Source organism: Arthrobacter sp. Y3221159, from assembly GCF_059089885.1.
Genome location: NZ_JBNHFC010000012.1, coordinates 117880 through 138236 on the forward strand (window position 1 = coordinate 117880; position 20357 = coordinate 138236).

The following is a 20357-nucleotide window of genomic DNA, read 5'->3' on the forward strand; positions in this document are numbered from 1 at the left end:
ACTCCAAGTATCTGGCGGCCCCCCGGGGCGGTCAATAGCGTGTGCCCGGTGCCGGACGCCTATGGCCCCAGGGGCAGGAAAACCAGGGCGAGCAGGGCCGGCAGCGTGGCGGCCAGCGTGCCAGGGACGCTCTCCCATTTCTTCGGATAGTGTCCCTGCAGGTCCGCCAGCAGCATGGTGGGTGCGGTGAGCACCATGTTGAGGCAGCAGTAGACCACCAGGGTGTAGCCCACTACCAGTTCACCAATGTTCACGGCCACCAGCCCGGCAACCACGCCCAGCGCGACCACCAGGTTCCTGTAGCCGGCGGGGATGGCCCACATCATCACGGCGGGGACGTTTTCCGGCGGCGTGCTCAGGAACTTCTGCGCCCACGGTTTTCGCCTCAGCAGGAAACTCTCCACCGGAAACACGCCGACGTAGACCACCACCGCCAGCACCGCGAATACCTGGGACACCATGTTCATGCTCGAAGGCTAGGCGCAGCCAGCGCAATGTCCCATCCCCAAAACAGGGGATTGCAGGCCGTCCCCGGCGGCGGATACTGGACCTATGTGGGAGGAGCGCGCGGAGCGTGCCCGCCGGGAAATCGCGGTGCTTGCTGCCGGCGGACTGGATCTGGCGGACCTCTACCGCGCCGCCCTCGGGCTGGTGCGGCAGTCGGTGCCGTTCGACCAGGCCTGCTGGGCCGGCGTCGACCCTGAAAATATGGTGATGAACTCCGTGACCAACTGGCGGCCCTGGCCCGTCACGGACGAGTACGCTATCCGCTTTGCCCAGTCCGAATATGAGGGCACCGAACCCAACACCTTCGCCCGGCTCGCCCTGCGTCCCGTTCCGGTGGCACGGATCTCCGACGCCCCCAGGCATGAGGTGGCCGGCAGCGTGCGGGTGAACGACCTGCTGCGTCCCATTGGCCTAGTGCACGAGCTCCGCGGAGCGTTCCGGGTGGACCAATCGTGCTGGGGCGTGGGCAGCCTCTTCCGGGAAGGCGGCCGGGACTTCAGCGACCGCGAGGTGGAATTCCTGGCTGCCGTCACCGCCGCGCTCGCCGCCGCCACCCGTGTCGCGGCTCGGGTGCGAAACCAGCTGTGGCAGCCCGATGGACCCGTGATTGTCCTGGCCGGTGAGCACGGCGAGCTGCGGGCAGCGACGCCGGCCGCGGTCTCGTGGCTCAAGGACCTGGACGACGCCGCCCCCGGCCAGTTCAGCATGGTGCTGTTCGCGGTGGTCGCCCAGGCAAAAGCCGCGCCCTCCGGCACGGCCCGGGCCCGCATGCGGGACGCCGGCGGCAGCTGGGTGGTCCTGCAGGCCAGCCGGCTGATCACCGGCGACGATCCCCGGCAGATGGTAGTGACCGTGGAGCCCGCGTCCACCCGCCAGGTGCTCACCCTGCTGCTCTCGGCCTACGGCCTGACGCCCCGCGAACAGGAGGTCTGCCTGGAGCTCATGTCCGGCAACTCCAGCGCTGCCATAGCCGGGCACCTGTTCATCTCCCCGCACACCGTGCACGACCACCTGAAATCGATCTTTGGGAAGGTGGGAGTGGGCAGCCGGGGTGAGCTGTTGGCGAGGCTGTCCGCGTGACAAGATCTGTAGCCAGGACATGTAAAGATTTCTCCATGTTGCCTCTGAGCCAGATCGCATCGCTGCGGGACACCGTAGATCACGAATGGCGCTCGCCGGTTGCCGATGCCGTGGGTGAGCGGTGGGGCATGCCCGAGGGCACTCTCCGCTTTTGGCGTTCGTCCGCGGCCCACGTGTTCGTTGCCCCGCCGGGAGCCGATCCCCGGGGGGTCCTTTACGCGCGGTTCGCGCCGGCAACAGAGCCTGCAGGAGGCCGACTTGCCCGCGGCTCGCGGTTCCATTCGCGTCTGGCGGCTGCCGGTGCCGCCGTCGCGCCATCCTTCCCCTCCCTGGCAGGCGCCGCCCTGGAGCTGGTGCGCACCCCGCTCGGGGACATGTACGCCAGCGTGGCAGGCAAGGTGGACGGCGATGAGCTGGACGTTGAAGGGATCGACGCCGGTGCTGCCGCGGCTTGGGGCGCGGCGCTGGGAGCCTTCCAGGACGCCGCGGGCCCCCTGGCCGTTCCACTTCAACCGGACGCGCCGGCACCGTTCGACGCCCTGGCCGAAGCAGCGTCCGTGATGGCGGATCCGGAACTGGAGGAGGCGGCGAAGCGCCTGGCCGGGCTCATGGCCGCCGGTCCGGCGGTGCCGCTGGTGATGGGCCATGGCGACTTCGAACTGGACAACCTCCGCTGGACCGGCAGGGGATTTACAGGCTTCGACTTCGACGAAGCCAGGGTAATGACGGCTGCGGCGGATGTGGCCTCGGCGGCGCGGGACCTGCTGGGACCGCAGCCCGGATTCCCGGAATATCCGGAGCTCCTCGCGGCCTTCCTCGACGGCTACCAGTGGGCGTCAGGCATCGGGCTCGGGCCGCGGGAACTGGTCCTGCCCCGGGCAGACTTTGCCGCGCAGCAGCTGCTGGAGGCTCCCCGTGTCCTGGACACTAACCCGGCTGGCCCCGGCTGGCTGCACGATCTGGCCGGCTCCCTGCGTGTTCACTACGGGAGCCAGCGCAGTATCCTGCTGGCGACGGCGGAGGTGTTGGCCTAGGCGGGATCCTTCACCTTGGCCGCCGTCACCGGCCGCGGCTCCAGCCACACCTGCTCCCGCGGTCCCGGCGGGTAGGCATGCCGCTTGCCGGCAAGGGTGATGGCAAGCGCCGCCACCACCGGCAGTGCTGCGGCAACCGGAACCAACAGCGGGCCGCCGGCAACCAAGGCACCGGAGCCATACAGTGCACCGACGGTGATGCCCAGCTGGATGGTGAGCACGGTCAGTCCGTTGGCCGCCTCCTGGTACTCGCCGCCGGCGCGAAGGATGGCCGCCTGGTTGTAGATGCCGATTGCTCCTAGTCCCGCGCCCCAGACCGTCATCAGCACAAGGGCCAGCGGAAGGTTGCCCGAAGCCAAAGGCAACAGGAACATCGATGCGGCGATTGCCGCCGTCGTGATGATCAGCGATCGCCGCGGATGCGAGTCCACGGTGAGGCCCGCCACCCAGATGCCCAGCAGGCCCGAGGCGCCGAGGACGGTCAGGGAAAGGCTGATGGCGTAGTCCGGCAAACCGGCCTCGCGCACGAACGGGGCGATGTAGGTGAACAGCGCGAAGTGCGCCAGGACCAGCAGCGGCCAGGCGGTGGCTACCGCCTTCACCCCGGGCTGGCTGACGGCACGGCGCATGGAGGGCCGGGCGGCGTCGGAGATCCGGTGGACCCGCGGCAGGAGGAAGAAAGCGAGGACCGCCAGGACCAGGCCGAATCCCGCCAGCACCAGGAATCCGGCCCGCCAGCCGAGGAACCCGCCGAGCGCGGTACCCAGCGGCGCGCCGATGGCCAGCCCCAGGCTGTTGCCGCTGAATACGATGGCCAGGGCCTTGCCCACCTTGTCCGCCGGAACCACCCTCGTGACGAACGGCGCCATGGTGGTCCAGAGCAGGCCATGCGCCAGTCCGCCCACCATCCGGGCGATCATCGCCGTCGTAAAATCCGGGGCGAGGCCCACCCAGGCGTTGCTGGCCGCGAACGTGACCACCAGGCCCACCAGCAGGGCATGCCGGGGGATCCCCGCCAGCAGCCGCGCGGCCGGAACCACCGTGACCACAATGACGGCGGCGTAGGCGGCGGCAAGGTAGCCGGCCACGGGCTCGGATACGTTCAGGCCGCTGCTGATCTGCGGCAGCAGGCCGGAGGGCAGGAGCTCCGTGGTGATGGCCGTAAAGGCGATGGTGGCCAGGACCGCCATCGCGGCATAGGGGAATCGGGCAGGGGCAGGCGCGGGCATCGCGGAAGGCATGCGAAGGGGGTCCATTCAAGGGGGAGGGAGTGGAACGCGGCGTTGCTGGCCGGACAAATTCCTTCCTTAAATTTACAGGACCGGGACCGCTGTCACGTACATGACAAGGTCCTCCTGCGCGCCTCCCCGGCTACGTCCCGGCCGTGCCTGCCAGCCCCATGAACATGGTTCGGTGCAGGATGTCCACGTGCCGCCGGGAGACCTCCACCGCTGCCGGGACATCGCCGTTCCGGAGGGCCTTGACGAGTTCGATGTGGTCCTGGTTGGACTTGTGCAGCAGGTCGATGGGATAGGGGATGAAGTAGTCGTACAGTTCCGCGAGGGTCTCGTGGTAGACCCCGACGGCGGTCCCCAGCCCCGAGGAGGATCCCACCAGCTGGTGGAACTGCTCGTCCGACTGGTGGTAGTCGGACCAGTTGGCTGCTGCGGCCATGTCCCGGGTCAGCCGTTCCAGCTCGTCCAGCTGTTCCACGGTGGCGTTGATGGCGGCGTAGTGGGTGACGGCGCACTCGAACAGCAGCCGCCGGTCCACCAGCTCGTTGACCGCCTGGGACTCGGCCGGGGAGGCCGAAAGCTCCGCGAGGACGTCGCGCGGCGGATGGTCGGCTACGAAGGTTCCGCCCCCGCGGCCCCGGCGGCGCACCAGCACGCCCTGTTCGGCGAGGCTGGCAAGTGCCCGGCGCGCGGTGATGGGGCTGACCGAGAGGCCCAGTGCCACGTCCTCCTGGTCCGGCAGCCGCTCGCCCGGCTTGAGCAGCCCCAGGGAGATGGCCATGCCGATCCGGAGCCGCACCGCGTCGATCGCGCTGCGGCGGTCCATGCCGGTGAGCGCGGATGAACCAATGGCGGAAGTCTCCTCCACATGGGGCGTCATACCCGCTACTTTACGGTCCAAACCTGCGCCCTTCCGTTTATTTGATCATTCTGATCTAATATAGTGCAGATCACAGCCCCTTCCATGGAGAACACCATGCACCGCGTCCTTCCCCTCCTCGCCGCCCAGGCCCCGCCCCGGCTGATCGGCGAACCAATATCCGCCTTCGCCGCAGAGGTCCAGGCAGCCCTGGACACCAAGCCCCATACCAAAATGCTGGTGTTCCCCGAGCTTCACCTCTTCGGTGACTCCTTTCCGGACCAGCAGCGCACCGCGGTCCTGCGCGACTCGGCCGAGCCCCTGGACGGAACGCGCGTCAAGGAGCTGCGGGAACTCGCCGCCGACCTGAAGATCTGGCTGGTGCCAGGCAGCGTCTGCGAGCGCGGGCCCGAAGGCCAACTGTTCAACACCCAGCTGGTGCTGTCCCCGGAGGGGGAGCTCGCCGGCTACTACCGGAAGATTTTCCCATGGCGCCCGTTCGAGCCCTACGATCCCGGCGACCGGTTCACCACCGTGGACCTGCCCGGCATCGGACGCGTCGGGCTGAACATCTGCTACGACGCCTGGTACCCCGAGGTGTCCCGGCAGCTGGCGTGGATGGGCGCGGACGTCATCCTGAACGTGGTCAAGACCACCACCCCGGACCGCCGCCAAGAGCTGGTCCTCGCCAAGGCCAACGCCATCGTGAACCAGGTCTTCATGGTCAGCGTCAACTGCGCGGGCCCCACCGGCATGGGCAGAAGCATCATCGTGGACCCGGAGGGCAACACTATCGCCGAGGCACCGGACCATCAGCCGCAGCTGCTCGCAGCGGACCTGGACCTGGCCGCCGTCGAGCAGGTCCGCACGCACGGCACGGAGAACCTCAACCGCCCCTGGTCCCAGTTCCGCGACGGCGAGGCCGCCGTCGAACTTCCCGTCTATCAGGGCCGGATCAACCCGGCCACCTGGACACCGCCGTCCTACAAGCCTTAAGGAACACCGTGACAACAACCCTCACCCGCACGCTGAAGCTGCCCTCGCTGGTGCTGTTCGGCCTGGCGTACCTGACCCCGCTGATCGTCCTGGCCATCTTCGGCCTCATCGCCGAAACCACCGGTGGCGCCACCCCGTCCGCGTACCTGGTGGCGATGGCCGCTATGCTCTTCACCGCCCACAGCTACGGCCGGATGGCCGTGGCCTACCCTGTGGCCGGCTCCGCCTACACCTATGTCCGCCGGTCCATCGATTCCCGGGTCGGGTTCATGGTGGGCTGGGCGGTGCTGCTGGACTACCTGTTCCTGCCCATGGTCATTTGGCTGATCGGCGGCTCGTACCTGAGCGCGCAGTTCCCCGGCATCCCCATCGGTGTCTGGATTGTTGGATTCATCGTGATCACCACGCTACTGAACATCCTGGGTATCAAGGTGGCGGACAAGGCCAACTACGTGCTGATGGCCTTCCAGCTGCTGGTCATCGTGTTCTTCGTGGCACTTGCCATCGGCAACGTGGTGTCCACCTCCGGTGCCGGGGGACTGGTGAGCAGCCAGCCGCTCTTCAACGACACCTCCAGCTTCGCCACCATCTCGGCCGGCGCGGCTATTGCGGCCTACTCGTTCCTGGGGTTCGACGCCGTCACCACGCTCACCGAGGAAACGGTCAACCCGCGCCGGAACGTGCCCCGCGCCATCATGCTCATCGCCCTGATCGGCGGCGGCATCTTCGTGGCGGTTTCCTACGTGACCCAGCTGGTGCACCCGGGCGGTGTGTTCGAGGACTCGGCCTCAGCGGCCAGCTCCATTGCCCTGCAGATCGGCGGGCAGCTGTTCGGCGCCGTGTTCCTGGCCGGCCTGGTGGTGGCGCAGTTCGCCTCGGGCCTGGCCGCGCAGGCCAGCGCCTCTCGCCTGCTCTACGCGATGGGCCGTGACTCGGTCCTGCCGAAAACTGTCTTCGGTCGGCTCAACCGGAAGTTCCACACCCCGGTGCTGAACCTGGTGGCCACCGGCGCCGTCGGCCTGATCGCACTGTTCCTGGACGTGGCCACGTCCACGTCGTTCATCAACTTCGGAGCGTTCACCGCCTTCACGCTGGTCAACGTCTCGGTGGTGTTCCATTACCTCCGCCGGCGGCGTGCCGGGGAGAACCTGAACCCGCTGTCCTACGTGGCGGTCCCGGTTGTCGGCGCGGTCATCTGCGCCTACCTGCTCTCCCGGCTGGACAGCAACGCCATTACGCTGGGAGTCTCCTGGCTCATCCTGGGGGCGCTGGTCCTGGCGCTGATCACGCGCGGCTTCCGGGCAGCGCCGCCGGAGATGGCCAGCACGGAGAAGGCCACGGTGGAGGCGGGGGTCTAGCACAGGCCTCCGGGAGTGCAACGGGAAGGGCAGGCGTGAAGATAGCGCTCGGGCAGCTGGCATCCGGCACGGACATCGCGGCGAACCTCGCGGTCATCGACAGCTTCGCCGCGCAGGCCGCCGCGGATGGCGCCGGCCTGGTGGCCTTCCCGGAGTACGCCACCTACGAAAAGAAGATCGTGGACGCCACGTTCCCGGCGGTGGCCGAGCCGCTGGACGGCCCGGTCTGCCGGGAACTGGCCGCCACCGCCGCCCGCCACCGCATCGCGCTGGTGGCGGGCGTAGTGGAAGCCGCGGAGGATCCGGGGAAGGCCTACAACACCCTGGTGGCGTTCGGGCCCGACGGCGGCCGGCTGGCTTCCTACCGCAAGATCCACCTTTTCGACGCGCAGGGCTTCGACGAATCCCGGTTCATCAGCCCCGGCCCGTCCATTGAGCCGGTGGTCTTTGAGTCCGGCGGGCTGCGGTTCGGCCTGCTGACCTGCTACGACCTGCGGTTCCCGGAACTCGCCAGGGCCCTGGCCGACGCCGGCGCCACCGTCCTGCTGGTCCCCTCGTCCTGGGTGCCGGGCACGCACAAGACCGGGCAGTGGCTGGCCCTCAACGCGGCCCGGGCCATCGAGAACAGCGTCTACGTGGCCGGCGTCTGCCAGGCTCCGCCGGTCTCCGTGGGCCGAAGCGTGCTGGTGGACCCGATGGGCGTGACCGAGGCGGACCTTGGCCTGGAGCCCGGCGTCCGGGTGGTTGAGGTCCTGCCGGAGACGGTGGAGCGGGTGCGCGGGCAGTTCCCGATGTTCCGGCAGCGCCGGCTGTAGGCGGAGCCGGGACAGCGGCGGGGCTCCGCCCTTAGCGGCCGGCAGGTTCCCTGGCCGGCTCGTTCGCACTGATCCGGGCGTCCAGCAGGCCTGCGGCCACGGCCGGGGCGAGCCCGGGCGCCAGCGGAAGGCGGGGGACCACCAGGCAGTGCCAGAGGTGGTAGATGTCCGCCTTGCCGGACCAGACGGTGGACGTGACATTGCCGTTCTCGTCGAGCTCCTGCTTCCAGGAGCCGTGCTCGTAGTCAATGAACCAGTCGCGGGCATGGTCCCAGATGCGCTCGTACCAGTCCGCGTACTGCTGTTCCCCGGTGGCGATGTACAGGGCCGCAGCCCCTCCGATTGCCTCCGCGGGCACCCAGCGGATGCGGGTGGTGACTACGGGCTTCCCTTCCCAGTCCACGGTGTAGACAAAGCCGGGGTGGCCGTCCGGCTGCCAGGCGTCGCGGATGGCGGCGTCGAACAGGCCGCGGGCGTCTTCGAGCAGCCAGTCCGGGACCGCCAGGCCGCGGGCTTCGAGCCCGGCACGGAGGTGGAGGAGCAGGCGCGCCCACTCAACCCAGTGTCCGGGGGTGCCGCCGTACGCACGGAACTGGCTGGCCCGGTCATCGGTGTTGTACTCCGGCATCGGGTTCCAGTCCGGGTCGAAGTGCTCGAACACCCGGTAGTTGTTGTTGCGGGCGAACTGGTGGATGAGCACCTCGGCGATGTGCAGGGCCCGTTCAAGCCAGCGGTTTTCCCCGGTCACGTCGGCCACGATCAGGTACGCCTCCACCGAGTGCATGCTCGCATTCCCGCCGCGGTACGCCTCGGTTTCGGTGAAGTTCCGGTTCCAGGAGTCGAAGCACATGTTGGCCTTGTGGTCCCAGAACTTCGTGTCGGCTACGTGCAGCGCCTTGTCCAGCAGTTCCTGCGCGCCGGGGCGCCCGGCGGCCACGGCGCTGGCAGCGGCGAGGAGCACGAAGGAGTGCTGGTAGCCGGACTTGGTGTCGTTCACCGGGCCGTTTTCGTTGATCTCGGCGTACCAGCCGCCGAACTCGTCATCGTGGAAGCCCCCGTTGAGCGCCGCAATGCCGTGGTCCACGAGGGTCCCGGCGCCGGGCCGTCCCAGCAGGGCAGCAACGGAAAAACTGTGGACCATCCGCGCGGTAATCCAGAGATGGGTCGGCTTGTCGGCGAACACCTTGCCGTAGTTGTCGAGCCAGCCGAATCCCGTGGGCACCTTCGACGCCGCGGCGAAATTGATCAGCCGGTCGGTCTCGGCCTCGAGCCATCGTGCGTGAGCGGCACTGTTCAGCCACGTCATGTTATTTCCTCTCTCTGATACAGGTGCAGGGTAAATCGTTGGGGTCACCCGGCGGCGTCGAGCACGCCGCGGATGATGGTGGCGGCCGCCCCCAGGTAGGCCAGGATGATCAGCAGGATCTGCGCCGCGCGGGCGGGGACGAACCTTGCGGCGACGTCGCCCAGCACCAGTCCGGCCAGGCAGGCGACGGCGACGCCTACCCACATGCCCCAGGGCAGGGCAGGGAAGGTGGCCGGCGCAGTCACCGCCTTGGCGACCAGGGACAACGCGCCGATGGTGAAGAAGTACGGCTGCATGGTGGCAGCGAAGGACTTGTGCTGCCACCGGGTGGCGATGGAGTACATGCTGACCGCCGGCCCGCCCACGCCGGCTGCCGTGTTCATGAAGCCGCTCAGGCCGCCGGCGGTCAGGAGATAGCGCCGCCGCGGCGGAAGGGTGGCGGATTTGAGGACCAGCAGGACGGTCAGCCCGACGGCGAGGATCACCCCGATGGAGATCTCCAGGACCGCCGCCGGGATGAGCCGGATCAGGAATGCCGCCGGGATGATGCCGAGCAGCGCCGAGGCCGCCAGCCACAGGTACCGCTGCCAGTCGACGTCCCGGACCACGCGGAAGATGATGGCCCCGGCCGTCACAGCGCTGCAGACGTTCACCAGCACCACGCCGTCCACCGGGCCCAGCAGCAGGACCAGGAACGGGGCGGCCACCAGGGCGAAGCCCATGCCGGTGATCCGCTGCATCCCGGCACCCACCACCACGGCGCCCAGCACCAGCCCAGTGGTCAGCACTTACGGCCTCCAGGCCACGTACTGGACCTCCTCGAACTCCTCCAGGCCCAGGCTTGATCCTTCGCGGCCCAGGCCTGACTGCTTGGCGCCGCCCATGGGTGCGAAGGCCACGGATGGCAGGGGGTCGTTGACGCCAACAATGCCGGCCTCGAGCTGTTCCGGGATCTCCCAGCCGCGCTTCGGGCTGCCGCTCCAGACGTACGCGGCGAGGCCCATTTCGGTGGCGTTGGCCTTCCGGATTGCCTCTTCCTCCGTGGAGAAGGTGACGACGCCGGCCGCCGGGCCGAACACTTCCTCGCCAACCAGCAGGGCGTCGTCGGGAACATCGGCCAGCAGCGTGGGAGCCAGGAAGGACCCCTGGCCCGGCACGCGGGTCCGTTGTGTCACGCGGCGCGCACCGCGGTCCAGGGCGTCGTCCACCAGTGCCTGCACGGCGGACACCCGGTCCGCGTCGATGACGGGACCCAGGTCCGGGACCGGCGCACCACCGTCGGGAACGCCGTGCCCGATGCTCATGGCATCAAAGCGCGCACCAAGCCGTGCCGCGAACTCGTCGGCGATGCTGTCCTGGACCAGGAAGCGGTTGGCCGCCACGCAGGATTGGCCGGTGTTGCGGAGCCGGCCCAGCACTGCGCCTTCGACGGCGGCGTCCAGGTCCGCGTCCTCGAAGACGATGAACGGGGCATTGCCGCCCAGTTCCAGCAATGGCCGGACCACGCGTTCGGCGGCGGAGGCCATGATCTGCCGGCCCACGCCAGTGGAACCGGTGAAGCTGACGGCACGCACGGCAGGGTGGGCCAGCAGGGCCGCGGTGATCTCGCGGGAGGGGCCGTGGACCAGGTTGACCACGCCGGCCGGGAACCCGGCGTCGTGCAGGACCTCGAACAGGCCGGTGGCGGCGAGCGGTGCCTTCTCGGACACCCGGCCCACCACGGTGCAGCCGGCGGCGAGCATGGCGGCGAGCTTGCGGGCCTGGATGGACACCGGGAAGTTCCACGGCGTCAGGCTGAGGGCCACGCCGATGGGCTTCCGGCTGCTGAGGTGGCGGCGGCCCTGCAACTCGGGCGGGCTGATGGTGCCGGTGGCACGGCGGACTTCCTCGGCGAACCAGCGGAAGTACTCCACGGAGAAGTCCACCTCGCCCTGGGCCTCCGGGAGCCGCTTGCCGGCCTCGAGGGCCAGGGTGTGCGCGAGTTCGTCGCGGCGTTCGGCCAGGAGGTCGGCGGCGTTGCGCAGCAGGTCGGCCCGGTTCCGGGCCGTGGTGCGGGACCAGGACCCGAACGCCTGCGCCGCGGCGTCGGCGGCCCTGGTGGCATCCTCCGCGGAGCCCCAGGCCACCTCGCCCACGGTGCTGCCGTTGCCGGGGTCGGTCACGTCCTTCATGCTGCCGGCGGCGTGCCAGGTGCCGTTCACCAGGTGGCCGGCTGATTTCAAATTCACGAATGATGCCTTTCGTTGGGCGGGCAGGAGACCGGGGTGCTCAGCCCTTGCTGGCGCCGGCGGTGATGCCTGCAACGAAGTACCGCTGCAGGAAGACGTACGCCACCACCACGGGCAGGGAGGCCAGGATGACGCCGGCGAAGAGCAGCGGGTAGTCGGTCTGGAACTCGCCCTGGAAGCTCAGCAGCGCCAGCGGCAGGGTGCGGTTGCCGGGGGACTGGATGAACAGCAGCGGGTAGAGCAGCTCGTTCCAGTGGATGACGAACAGGAAGATAGCGGCGGCCGCGATGGACGGTGCGGACAACGGCAGGGCGATGGAGGCGTAAGTCTTCCAGGGCCCGGTCCCGTCAATGGAGGATGCTTCGTAGAGCTCCTTGGGCAGGGTCCGCATGAACCCGCCCAGGATGAAGACGGCGATGGGCAGCGTGGACACCACATTGGCCAGGATCAGGCCAGCCAGGCTGTCCAGCAGCCCCAGCCGGCCGAACAGCACGTACAGCGGCACCATGTTGGCCTGCGCCGGGATGGCCATGCCCAGGACCAGGAAGCCGAAGATGGCCCATGACATGAAGCCCTTCAACCTGGAAATGGCGTAGCCGGCCAGGCTGGCCAGGAACAGGGTGACCGGCACGGAAATGGCGGTGACGATCACGCTGTTCATGAAGGACGATCCGAGGTCCTGGCCGCCGATCACCTCCGCGTAGTTGGCGGGGGACAGGGACTGCGGCAGGCTGAACGGTCCGGCGAAGAGCTCCTGCGTGGATTTGAAGCTGCCGAAGCCCACTACCGTCAGCGGGACGATGATGATGATTGCGTAGATGCCAAGGATGGCACGGCGGCTGATTGAGGCGAGCATGCTGTCATTCCCCCTTCGGGGTCAGCCGGAGCAGCCGGCGCTGGAGCCAGGTGACCAGGGCGATCATCGCCATGAAGATGATCGACTGGGCGGCGGCGTAGCCGAACTCCGAGTTGGCGAAGGTGCTGTAGATGCGGGTGGAGAGGATATCCAGGGAGCCCTTGGGCGGGTTGCCCGCGATGCCCAGGATCAGGTCGAAGGCCTTGAACGACTGCACCGTGGTGTAGGCCACCACGATGGCGGTTGCGGGGGCCACGAACGGCCAGGTGATGGACTTGAACTGCTGCCACCGGCCGGCGCCGTCCATTTCCGCGGCCTCGTAAAGCTCACGCGGGATGGACTGCAGGCCGGCGATGTACACCACCATCATCTGCCCGGCGTGGAACCACACCTGGGTGACGGCCACCCAGTACAGGGCCTGCGCGTTGTTGCCCAGGTAGGAACCCTGCAGGGCGTCCAGGCCCACCGCGCCCAGGGCCGTGTTGGCCAGGCCGAAGTTGGGGTCGTAGATGAACTTCCAGATGAAGGCCACGGACACGGAGGACAGGATGGTGGGGAAGAAGAACAGGGCGCGGAGCAGGATGCTGCCGCGGGAGTTCTTCGTCAGGAGCAGGGCGAGGATCAGCGAGAACGCCGTCTGCGCGATGACCACCAGCAGCATGAACTTCAGGTTGTTGGTCATCGCGTTGATAAACAGTGAGTCGCTGGTGAACGCCCGGACGAAGTTGTCCAGCCCCACGTAGTTGAAGGCCGCGGAGAAGCCGTTCCAGTCCGTGATGGCGTACTGGAAAGCCTGCAGCGTGGGCATCACCAGGAAGAAGGCAATGACGGCGACGGCGGGCAGCGGGAAGAGGTACAGCGCCGGATTCACCCGGGTGGGGGACCGGCGGCGCGCCTTGGCCTCGTCGGCGCCGGTATGGCGGTGCGGCATTTTCCGCTTGGCCGCCGTTCCGGTGTGGGTGCTCATAGCCGCTCGTCAACAATCTTCTGGGCGGCCTCGGCTGCCTGCTCCGGACTGGTACCGGAGATGACGGCCGTGGCGCTGGCTTCCACCGCGTTGCGGACGTCCAGGTTCAGGAACTGGAAACGGGCGGCCAGGGCGGTGTTCTTCTCCAGCCACGGGCTCAGGCGCTTCAGGTCCGGGTTGGTGTACTCCACGTCCTTCACGGACACGTGCTGCGCCGTCTCGTTGGCGTAGTAGGCGGCGTTTTCCGGCTCGGACAGGAAATCGATCCATGCCGCGGCGGCCGCCTGGTTCTTGCTGGCGGAGTTGACGCCCAGGATGAAGGTTGCGTTGTAGACGCCTTCGTACTTGGCATTGCCGTCCGAGGTGTTGGGGAACACCAGCTCGATGGGGAACTGGGCGCCCAGGCCGCGGACCGCCGCGATGTGGTAGGAACCGGTGGCCAGCATGGCGGCCCTGCCCTGCGAGAACAGGTTCTGCGCCGGCTCCACGGCGGTGCCGGTGGCATTGGGCTGCAGGAACGGGACCAGGTCCTTGTACTGGTTGAGCATCTTGATGAACCAGTCGTCGGTGACCTTCAGCTTGCCCTGCTCAATCTGGGCGGCCATGTCGTCCACCGGGCCGTTGTTGGCGATCATGCAGTTGAACAGCTGCCCGCCGTTGCCCACGTCGCCGCCGGGCCAGGAGATGGGCACGACGCCGGAGGACGCCAGTTTCTCGCACATGGCCAGGAAGGAGTCCCAGTCCTTGGGGGCGAGGTCGGCGCCAGCCTTGTCGAACAGGTCCACGTTGGCCATGGGCATGGGGAACACCACCTGGTAGGGCAGGCCCAGGACGTTGTCGCCTGACTTTCCGGCGGCGAGCAGGCTGTCCTCGTAGTTGGAGACGGCCTTGCTGCCCTTGAGGTCGGTGTAAATGCCGGCCTCGGTGAAGTTCTTAAACTGTGCGCCGCGGAAGGTGGCGAACGCGTCGCCGATGGAGCCGCCGCGCAGCTTCTGCAGCGCCTGGGCGTTGTAGTCGTTGGAGGTGGAGATGTCCTGGGCCACCTCCACGCCGTCGTGCATCGCCGCGAACCGCTTGATCAGTTCGTCGAACACTGCCTTGTCCTCGCCGCGCCAGTGGGCGAAAGACACTTTACCGGTGATGTCGCCGGTGGCCGGGGCGGCCGGGCCGGTGGCACCGCCGGGGGCGGTGGAGCCGCCCGGTCCGGCGCACGCTGCCGCGGTGGCGCCGAAACCCAGGGCTCCAAGGACGGCGATGGCCTGCCTGCGTGAAATCTGACTCACAATAGTCTCCTCGTTGAGTGTTGCTGTGCCTTATTTGCTGGCTGGAAGGGGGTCACCTGACGGTGACGGGAATCCCCTGGAGATCGGCGTCTGTGCTCATGCATGCGTGCGCTGGGTGGAGACGACGTCGTCGACCACCGCGCAGAGGCGCTGCAGCCGGCTGACGGCGTCGGTGGACAGGGACTCGACGACGTCGGGGGCGCCGATGCAGGACGCCCAGACGGCGCGTCCGGAAAGGAAGCCGCTGGCGCCTTCCAGGCAGGCCCACCGCACTGCGTCCGGGAACACGTCCTCGGGGACCCCGGAGGACAGGACCACCCACGGACCCTCGATGGCTTTGGTGAGCTCGGCGCAGGCGGCGCGGACCTCGGCTTCGGGGGCCTGGCCCTTGTACGGGACCTCGGCCTTGTACAGGTCTGCGCCCAGGCTGCCCAGTTCCTTGGCGGCTGCCAGGATACCGGCGTTCCAGTCGAAGTCGCCGCCGGCAAGGGGCTTGCGGGAGACGGGTTCGATGATGCTGATCAGGCCGGCGGACTTGCAGCGCTCCACGAACTCACGGACCATCTCCACCCGGCCCTCGGCGGGCTCGTCCGGGCGGTACAGCACCAACAGCTTCAGCGCCTTCACGCCCAGGGCCGCGTACTTGTGCGGATCCACCAGCCGGTCGATGGTCACCTCGCCCACGAGTTCGCCGTGTGCGGATTCGAAGTGGTCGGCGGAGGCGATGAGGCCGCAGTTCGAGTCCACCACGCCTGCCTCGATGGCCTGGTCCAGGGCGAACTGCCGGTCGATCAGGATGCCGGAGGCGTAGGGGGTGAGGATGCGGGCGGCCTCGAGTTTGAAGTTCCGGAGGTCCTCGTCCGTGACGGGCTGGTCCGTGTGCTCGGCGAACATGTTGCGCATGGCTTCGCGCTGGTCCACGGCGAGCATGGCGAACGCGCCGGACGGGCGTTGCAGCGGGGAAAGGTCTGTGGGGCTCATGGGCTGCTTCTTTCAGCTAGGCGTTGTGCTGGGAACGATGGTTAAGCAGGGACAGGGCTGATGGCCTGGCGGGGGATCATGGAACGGCCGTCCAGCCCCGCGCAGGATGCTGCGGCGGTGCGGCCGGCGAAGGCGGCGGCGTCCACCAGGGGCAGGCCCGCTGCGACGGCGGCGAGGAGGGCACCGTGGTACACGTCGCCGGCGCCCAGGGTTGACACGATGGTGGCCGGGGTGGCGGGAACGTGGACCGGCTCGCCGCCGCGTTCCAGGACCCAGGCGCCTTCGGAGCCGGCGGTGGCGACGACGGCGGAGGCGCCGTCGTCGATCGCCTTCCCCAGGAGGTCCCCGGGGGAGAAGTCCTCGCCGTACGTGGCGCGGAGCCTTTCGATGGTGGGGACGTACAGTGCGACGCCCCGCGGGCTGAAGGACGGGATGGGGTTTCCGGCGTCCACGCTGATCTTGAGTCCGTCCGCGCCAACGCCCGCCACGGCGTTCCAGCCAAGGTGGTCCACGTGCACCCAGGATGCGGAAGCCAGCAGTTCGGCGAAGCGGCTGCCGGCGGGGAAGCTGACGGGCGGGACAGGGCGGGTGACGATGGCGCGGCTTTCGGTGGCCCGGCTGACCACGATCACGCTGGCGCCGGTCTTGACGGCGGGGTCGCGGATGATGGCGGAGGTGTCCACGCCCTCGGCCTCGAGGCCGGCCACGATCCGGTCGCCTTCCTCGTCGGTGCCCAGGACGCCCGCAAAGGCTGTCCGGGCTCCGGCCCGCGCCGCCGCAACGGCCGCCGTGGCAGCGGGGCCACCGCCTGCCGTCGCGAAGTCTGACGCCACCGTGCGGCTGTCTGCTGCGGGGAAATCCTGCACCAGGGCGATGGAGTCAAGGGTGGCACAGCCTACGAAGAGCAGGGTTCCAGTTGACGGTTGGGGCACGTTCCACCTCGTTGTAGTTTCGGCTGGTACTGAAGAAATATACACACGCTATGTTGGAATAACAACACTTTCTGTATAGTTCTGTTTGGGATGCAACGCCGCGGTCCCGCCCACTCAACGTAGAGAAACGGAGCAACTCATGTCATTGCCTTCTGCGGAAACGGTCCGGACCATTCGTTATGGCCTTATCGGGGCCGGCCACATGGCCCGCGAACATGTCCGGAACCTTGCACTGATCCCGGGAAGCCGCATCACCGCAGTCTCCGATCCCACGCCGTCCTCCCTGGAAGAGACCGCGCGGGAGATCGGATATGAGGTGCAGGCCTTCGCCTCCCACCAGGACCTGCTCGCCTCGGGACTCGTGGATGCGCTGGTGATCGCCAGCCCCAATGACACCCACCTGGGAATCCTCAAGGACATCTTCGCCAGCGGCAAAAACCTGCCGGTACTGGTGGAAAAGCCCGTGTGCACCACCGCCGCGCAGGCGGACGAACTCGAACGGCTGGCTGCGGACTACACCGCGCCGGTGTGGGTGGCCATGGAATACCGCTACATGCCGCCGGTGCAGGAGGTCATTCAGGCCGCCCACGACGGCAAGCTCGGCAACATCTACATGCTGTCCATCGTGGAGCACCGCTTCCCATTCCTGCACAAGGTTGACGCCTGGAACCGCTTCGCCGAGCGCACCGGCGGCACCCTGGTGGAAAAGTGCTGCCACTTCTTCGACCTGATGCGCCTGATCCTGCAGGACGAACCCACCCGCGTCTACGCCAGCGGCGGGCACGATGTGAACCACATGGACGAGCTGTACGACGGCCGGGTCTCGGACATGGTGGACAACGCCTATGTGATTGTGGATTTCAAGGGCGGGAAGCGCGCCATGCTGGAGCTGTCCATGTTCGCCGAAGGGTCCAAGTTCCAGGAACGCATCTCCATCGTGGGTGACGCGGCCAAGATCGAGACCCTGATCCCGGTGGCGGCCAACCACTGGATCCCCGGTGACGAAGCCGAAGCCACCGTGGAATTCAGCCCGCGCTCACCGCTCGGCCCGGAAAAGCACGAGGTCCCGGTGGACGAGGCAGTGCTGGCCGCCGGCGCGCACCACGGCTCCACCTACTACGAGCACCTGGGGTTCCGGAAGGCCATCCTGGGCGAAGGCCCGGTGGAAGTCACGGTTGCCGACGGCCTGCAGTCGGTCCGGATGGGCCTGGCCGCCGAGCGCTCCATCGCGGAAGGGCGCCCCGTTGAGCTTGCGAATGCCGGTGCCGGGGTAGGTCGTTAAGTAGATTTGGTGTTGGAATTGCAACACCGGGCCAGGCTGGTGTCCGGGATATAGGCAGGAAAGAAGGGGCCATGAGCATCGCACGGGAAGAGGCGCCGCTGACGTCCCGCCAGCGCAGCATCTTGGACGAGCTCGGCCGGCGGGGGTTCATTTCCACAACTGACCTGGCAGAGAGGTTTGCCGTGTCGGACATGACGGTGCGCCGGGACACCCGGGTGCTGTCCAAGCTGGGACTGGTCCGGGTGGTCCACGGCGGTGTCAGTGCCGTCCACGGGCACGGTCAGAATGCGGACTTTGCCGCCCGCGTCCGGGAGGATGCCGATGCCAAGCTCAGGGTGGCCCGGGTGTGCTTGTCCATGATCGGTGAGCGTGACGCCATCATTTTGGACGCCGGGACCACCACGTACCAGATCGCCCACGAGCTGCCTGCGTCCTTCACCGGCACCATCATCACCCACTCGGCTCCGGCCATCCAGCGCTGCCTGCAGCTCACGTCCGCCCGGACCATCTGCCTTGGCGGAGAGCTGCTCCTGGACAGCCAGGCGTTCAACGGCCCCATGACGGTCACGGCCGCCGCCGGCTTGCGTGCCAAGACGGCCTTCATCGGCGTCAGCGGCATCCATGACGAGGCGTTCTACATTGAAAGGGACGTTGAGCGCGCCACTAAGATCGCCCTTATGGATTCGGCAGAACAGGTGGTGGTGGTGGCCACCCACCAGAAGATGCTGCGGTACGCGCTGGCCCGGCTGGCGGGCTTCGACGCGGTGGACGTGCTGGTGACGGACGCGCCGCCGCCGCGGGAAATCGAAACGGCTTTGAGCGCCGCCGGCGTGAAGCTGATGGTTGCCGCGTGAGCGCGCGGCTGCGGGTGTGCCTGCCCGACCAGAGGCTGCTGGACGCGCTCGAGCCCACGGACGGCGTCGACTTTGTGCTCTGGGACTTGACGGGCCCTGCCCCGGAGGGCCGGCTGGACCTGCTCGTCCCGGGATACATGGGCAAGCCGGCGGCGCTTGCCGCGCTGGAGGGCGTGGACGTCGGGCTTGTCCAGAGCCAGTCGATCGGATACGACGGCGTCGCTGAGGTCCTGCCGTCCGGCTGCGTTTTCGCCAACGCGGCCGGTGTCCATGAGACCTCGACCGCAGAGCTTGCCCTGGGCATGATGATCGCCAGCCAGCGCGGGATCCCGGACTTCGTCCGGAACCAGGCCTCCGGCACCTGGGACAACAGCCAGCGGGCCAGCCTGGCGGACCGGCGCGTGCTGCTGGTGGGCTACGGGGGAGTGGGCAAGGCCATTGAGGCCCGGCTCCTGCCATTCGAGGCCGAGGTCAACCGGATGGCAAGCCGTGCACGCGAGGACGAGGGCGGAACGGTCTACGGCATCGATTCACTGTATGAGCAGCTGCCGCTGCACGAGATCGTGGTGGTCAGCGTCCCGCTGAGTGAGCAGACCCAACAACTGGTGGACGCGAAGTTCCTGGCTGCCATGCCGGACGGCGCGCTGCTGGTGAACGTGGCCCGCGGGCCGGTGGCCGATACCGACGCGCTTCTGGCGGAAACCTCGTCCGGGCGGTTGCGCGCGGCGCTGGACGTCACGGACCCCGAACCGCTGCCGGCCGGCCACCCGCTCTGGACCACCCCGGGCGTCCTGATCACCCCGCACGTGGGCGGCGCCAGTTCGGCAATGTTCCCCCGGATGGTCCGGCTGATCAGGAAGCAGATCGGGCTGCTGCTGGACGGCAAGGAACCCGCCAACGTAGTTCTCCGTTGACCTATCCAGGCGTGGCCCCGGCTCCTAAGCTGGGGCCATGTCCTCATATGAAGTCCGCCGCAGTGCCGTCATTCCTGCCGCCCCCGAAGATATCTTCCCGCTGGTCAACAACTTCCATCAGTGGACAACCTGGTCCCCTTGGGAGGCCGTGGATCCCGGCATGAGCCGGCGCTACTTCGGCCCGGACTCCGGCGTGGGAGCAGGCTACGAGTGGAGCGGCAACCGCAAGGCCGGCAGCGGGAACATGCAGATCGTCGAGTCGGTGCCGTCCAGCCGCATCAATGTCAGGCTGGAATTCACCAAGCCCTTCAAGGCGCTGAACCCCACCACCTTCACGTTCACGCCAGCGCCGGGCGGCACCGAGGTCAGCTGGGTGATGACCGGTGAAAACAAGGGCCTCCCGGCAAAGCTGTTCTCCCTCTTCGTCAATATGGACAAGATGGTGGGGTCCGACTTCGAACGCGGGCTGGCATCGCTGGCCTCCGCCGTGGCAGCCAAGAAGAAGAGCTAGGGCGGCCGTGGGCGTCGTCGACGATGCACTGGCGGACCTGCCGGAGGCGGAACGCGAGTGCCTGCAGCACGTCATTGAAATTGCCCGGCAACTGGTGCCGGAGGCCACTGAGGGCATGAGCTACGGCATGCCCGCCCTCAAGCTGGACGGAAAGCCGCTGCTGGGAGTGGTGGCCGCCGCCAAGCACCTCTCGGTGTTTCCGTTCTCGCCCGAGGCGGTGGAGGCAGTGGCCGGCCGGCTGGCGGGCTTTTCGCTGTCCAAGGGAACCATCCGCTTCACCGCGGAGCATCCCATTCCGGATGACGTGGTGGAGGACATTGTCGGGCTGCGGCAGGCGGAAATCAGGAAGTAGGGATCCC

At 68.0% G+C, this 20357-nt stretch carries 21 protein-coding genes; 10 read left to right on the top strand and 11 right to left on the bottom strand.

All coding sequences use genetic code 11. From position 1 onward, the window contains the following. Positions 1–59 precede the first annotated feature (59 nt). Positions 60–467: a DUF1304 family protein gene (locus tag AC5RT3_RS13845; protein ID WP_494124443.1), complete on the bottom strand. Its 408-nt coding sequence runs from the start codon at positions 465–467 to the stop codon at positions 60–62. Positions 468–552: 85 nt separating this feature from the next. On the opposite strand from AC5RT3_RS13845, the gene AC5RT3_RS13850 reads away from it, so the two are divergent. Further along, positions 553–1587: a helix-turn-helix transcriptional regulator gene (locus tag AC5RT3_RS13850; protein ID WP_494052880.1), complete on the top strand. Its 1035-nt coding sequence runs from the start codon at positions 553–555 to the stop codon at positions 1585–1587. A gap of 35 nt (positions 1588–1622) precedes the next feature. Next, positions 1623–2621: a phosphotransferase gene (locus tag AC5RT3_RS13855; protein ID WP_494124444.1), complete on the top strand. Its 999-nt coding sequence runs from the start codon at positions 1623–1625 to the stop codon at positions 2619–2621. Here the strand turns inward: AC5RT3_RS13855 and AC5RT3_RS13860 are convergent. After that, positions 2618–3862 (bottom strand): MFS transporter, encoded by a 1245-nt coding sequence (locus AC5RT3_RS13860; protein ID WP_494124445.1) that lies wholly within the window; start codon positions 3860–3862, stop codon positions 2618–2620. The two genes, AC5RT3_RS13855 and AC5RT3_RS13860, sit on opposite strands and share 4 nt — an antisense overlap. A gap of 130 nt (positions 3863–3992) precedes the next feature. After that, positions 3993–4736: a FadR/GntR family transcriptional regulator gene (locus AC5RT3_RS13865; protein ID WP_494052883.1), complete on the bottom strand. Its 744-nt coding sequence runs from the start codon at positions 4734–4736 to the stop codon at positions 3993–3995. 63 nt (positions 4737–4799) lie between these two features. Here AC5RT3_RS13865 and AC5RT3_RS13870 point away from each other — a divergent pair, with 63 nt between their 5' ends. From AC5RT3_RS13870 to AC5RT3_RS13880, 3 genes are read left to right on the top strand one after another with little or no spacing between them, the layout of a single operon-like run. Beyond that, positions 4800–5711 (top strand): carbon-nitrogen hydrolase family protein, encoded by a 912-nt coding sequence (locus AC5RT3_RS13870; RefSeq protein ID WP_494052884.1) that lies wholly within the window; start codon positions 4800–4802, stop codon positions 5709–5711. 8 nt (positions 5712–5719) lie between these two features. Next, positions 5720–7069, top strand: a complete 1350-nt coding sequence (locus AC5RT3_RS13875) for an APC family permease (RefSeq protein WP_494124446.1) — start codon at positions 5720–5722, stop codon at positions 7067–7069. 35 nt (positions 7070–7104) lie between these two features. Next, on the top strand, positions 7105–7884 hold the full coding sequence (locus AC5RT3_RS13880) for a carbon-nitrogen hydrolase family protein (protein ID WP_494052886.1): 780 nt from the start codon (positions 7105–7107) through the stop codon (positions 7882–7884). Positions 7885–7915: 31 nt separating this feature from the next. Here AC5RT3_RS13880 and AC5RT3_RS13885 read toward each other — a convergent pair whose 3' ends face one another. The 8 genes from AC5RT3_RS13885 to AC5RT3_RS13920 form a co-directional block, all read right to left on the bottom strand. Beyond that, the gene (locus AC5RT3_RS13885) at positions 7916–9190 is read right to left on the bottom strand and encodes an AGE family epimerase/isomerase (protein ID WP_494124447.1); all 1275 of its coding nucleotides are present in this window, start codon (positions 9188–9190) and stop codon (positions 7916–7918) included. A gap of 44 nt (positions 9191–9234) precedes the next feature. Continuing rightward, a complete protein-coding gene (locus AC5RT3_RS13890) occupies positions 9235–9978 on the bottom strand; it encodes a sulfite exporter TauE/SafE family protein (protein ID WP_494124448.1) in 744 nt (247 codons plus the stop codon). Beyond that, the gene (locus tag AC5RT3_RS13895; protein ID WP_494124449.1) at positions 9979–11418 is read right to left on the bottom strand and encodes an NAD-dependent succinate-semialdehyde dehydrogenase; all 1440 of its coding nucleotides are present in this window, start codon (positions 11416–11418) and stop codon (positions 9979–9981) included. A 40-nt stretch (positions 11419–11458) separates the two neighbouring features. After that, positions 11459–12274 (bottom strand): carbohydrate ABC transporter permease, encoded by an 816-nt coding sequence (locus tag AC5RT3_RS13900; RefSeq protein WP_494011610.1) that lies wholly within the window; start codon positions 12272–12274, stop codon positions 11459–11461. Positions 12275–12278: 4 nt separating this feature from the next. After that, entirely contained in the window at positions 12279–13241 is a 963-nt protein-coding gene (locus tag AC5RT3_RS13905; protein WP_494052889.1) for a carbohydrate ABC transporter permease, read from the bottom strand. After that, positions 13238–14524: an ABC transporter substrate-binding protein gene (locus AC5RT3_RS13910; RefSeq protein WP_494052890.1), complete on the bottom strand. Its 1287-nt coding sequence runs from the start codon at positions 14522–14524 to the stop codon at positions 13238–13240. The genes AC5RT3_RS13905 and AC5RT3_RS13910 overlap by 4 nt, the downstream gene beginning before the upstream one ends. A gap of 96 nt (positions 14525–14620) precedes the next feature. After that, the gene (locus AC5RT3_RS13915) at positions 14621–15505 is read right to left on the bottom strand and encodes an aldolase (RefSeq protein ID WP_494124450.1); all 885 of its coding nucleotides are present in this window, start codon (positions 15503–15505) and stop codon (positions 14621–14623) included. A 41-nt stretch (positions 15506–15546) separates the two neighbouring features. Continuing rightward, positions 15547–16437 (bottom strand): carbohydrate kinase family protein, encoded by an 891-nt coding sequence (locus tag AC5RT3_RS13920; RefSeq protein ID WP_494124451.1) that lies wholly within the window; start codon positions 16435–16437, stop codon positions 15547–15549. 139 nt (positions 16438–16576) lie between these two features. Between AC5RT3_RS13920 and AC5RT3_RS13925 the strand changes: the two genes are divergently transcribed. From AC5RT3_RS13925 to AC5RT3_RS13945, 5 genes are all read left to right on the top strand, one after another. Further along, positions 16577–17719: a Gfo/Idh/MocA family protein gene (locus AC5RT3_RS13925; protein WP_494124452.1), complete on the top strand. Its 1143-nt coding sequence runs from the start codon at positions 16577–16579 to the stop codon at positions 17717–17719. Between the two features lie 71 nt (positions 17720–17790). Continuing rightward, positions 17791–18573: a DeoR/GlpR family DNA-binding transcription regulator gene (locus AC5RT3_RS13930; protein ID WP_494124453.1), complete on the top strand. Its 783-nt coding sequence runs from the start codon at positions 17791–17793 to the stop codon at positions 18571–18573. Further along, positions 18570–19487: a 2-hydroxyacid dehydrogenase gene (locus AC5RT3_RS13935; RefSeq protein WP_494124454.1), complete on the top strand. Its 918-nt coding sequence runs from the start codon at positions 18570–18572 to the stop codon at positions 19485–19487. The genes AC5RT3_RS13930 and AC5RT3_RS13935 overlap by 4 nt, the downstream gene beginning before the upstream one ends. A gap of 37 nt (positions 19488–19524) precedes the next feature. Continuing rightward, positions 19525–19998, top strand: coding sequence for an SRPBCC family protein (locus AC5RT3_RS13940; RefSeq protein WP_494011602.1), 474 nt, complete (start codon positions 19525–19527; stop codon positions 19996–19998). A 7-nt stretch (positions 19999–20005) separates the two neighbouring features. Beyond that, positions 20006–20350 carry an iron chaperone gene (locus tag AC5RT3_RS13945; protein WP_494011601.1) on the top strand — a complete coding sequence of 115 codons (345 nt, stop codon included), beginning with the start codon at positions 20006–20008 and terminating at the stop codon, positions 20348–20350. Positions 20351–20357 lie beyond the last annotated feature (7 nt).

Bases quoted from the DNA above. Each gene is read 5' to 3' on its own strand.
- AC5RT3_RS13860 (WP_494124445.1), bottom strand. From the start codon at position 3,862: ATGCCTTCCGCGATGCCCGCGCCTGCCCCTGCCCGATTCCCCTATGCC.
- AC5RT3_RS13855 (WP_494124444.1), top strand. From the start codon at position 1,623: ATGTTGCCTCTGAGCCAGATCGCATCGCTGCGGGACACCGTAGATCAC.
- AC5RT3_RS13845 (WP_494124443.1), bottom strand. From the start codon at position 467: ATGAACATGGTGTCCCAGGTATTCGCGGTGCTGGCGGTGGTGGTCTAC.
- AC5RT3_RS13930 (WP_494124453.1), top strand. From the start codon at position 17,791: ATGAGCATCGCACGGGAAGAGGCGCCGCTGACGTCCCGCCAGCGCAGC.
- AC5RT3_RS13865 (WP_494052883.1), bottom strand. From the start codon at position 4,736: ATGACGCCCCATGTGGAGGAGACTTCCGCCATTGGTTCATCCGCGCTC.
- AC5RT3_RS13905 (WP_494052889.1), bottom strand. From the start codon at position 13,241: ATGAGCACCCACACCGGAACGGCGGCCAAGCGGAAAATGCCGCACCGC.
- AC5RT3_RS13940 (WP_494011602.1), top strand. From the start codon at position 19,525: ATGTCCTCATATGAAGTCCGCCGCAGTGCCGTCATTCCTGCCGCCCCC.
- AC5RT3_RS13885 (WP_494124447.1), bottom strand. From the start codon at position 9,190: ATGACGTGGCTGAACAGTGCCGCTCACGCACGATGGCTCGAGGCCGAG.
- AC5RT3_RS13850 (WP_494052880.1), top strand. From the start codon at position 553: ATGTGGGAGGAGCGCGCGGAGCGTGCCCGCCGGGAAATCGCGGTGCTT.
- AC5RT3_RS13915 (WP_494124450.1), bottom strand. From the start codon at position 15,505: ATGAGCCCCACAGACCTTTCCCCGCTGCAACGCCCGTCCGGCGCGTTC.
- AC5RT3_RS13900 (WP_494011610.1), bottom strand. From the start codon at position 12,274: ATGCTCGCCTCAATCAGCCGCCGTGCCATCCTTGGCATCTACGCAATC.
- AC5RT3_RS13925 (WP_494124452.1), top strand. From the start codon at position 16,577: ATGTCATTGCCTTCTGCGGAAACGGTCCGGACCATTCGTTATGGCCTT.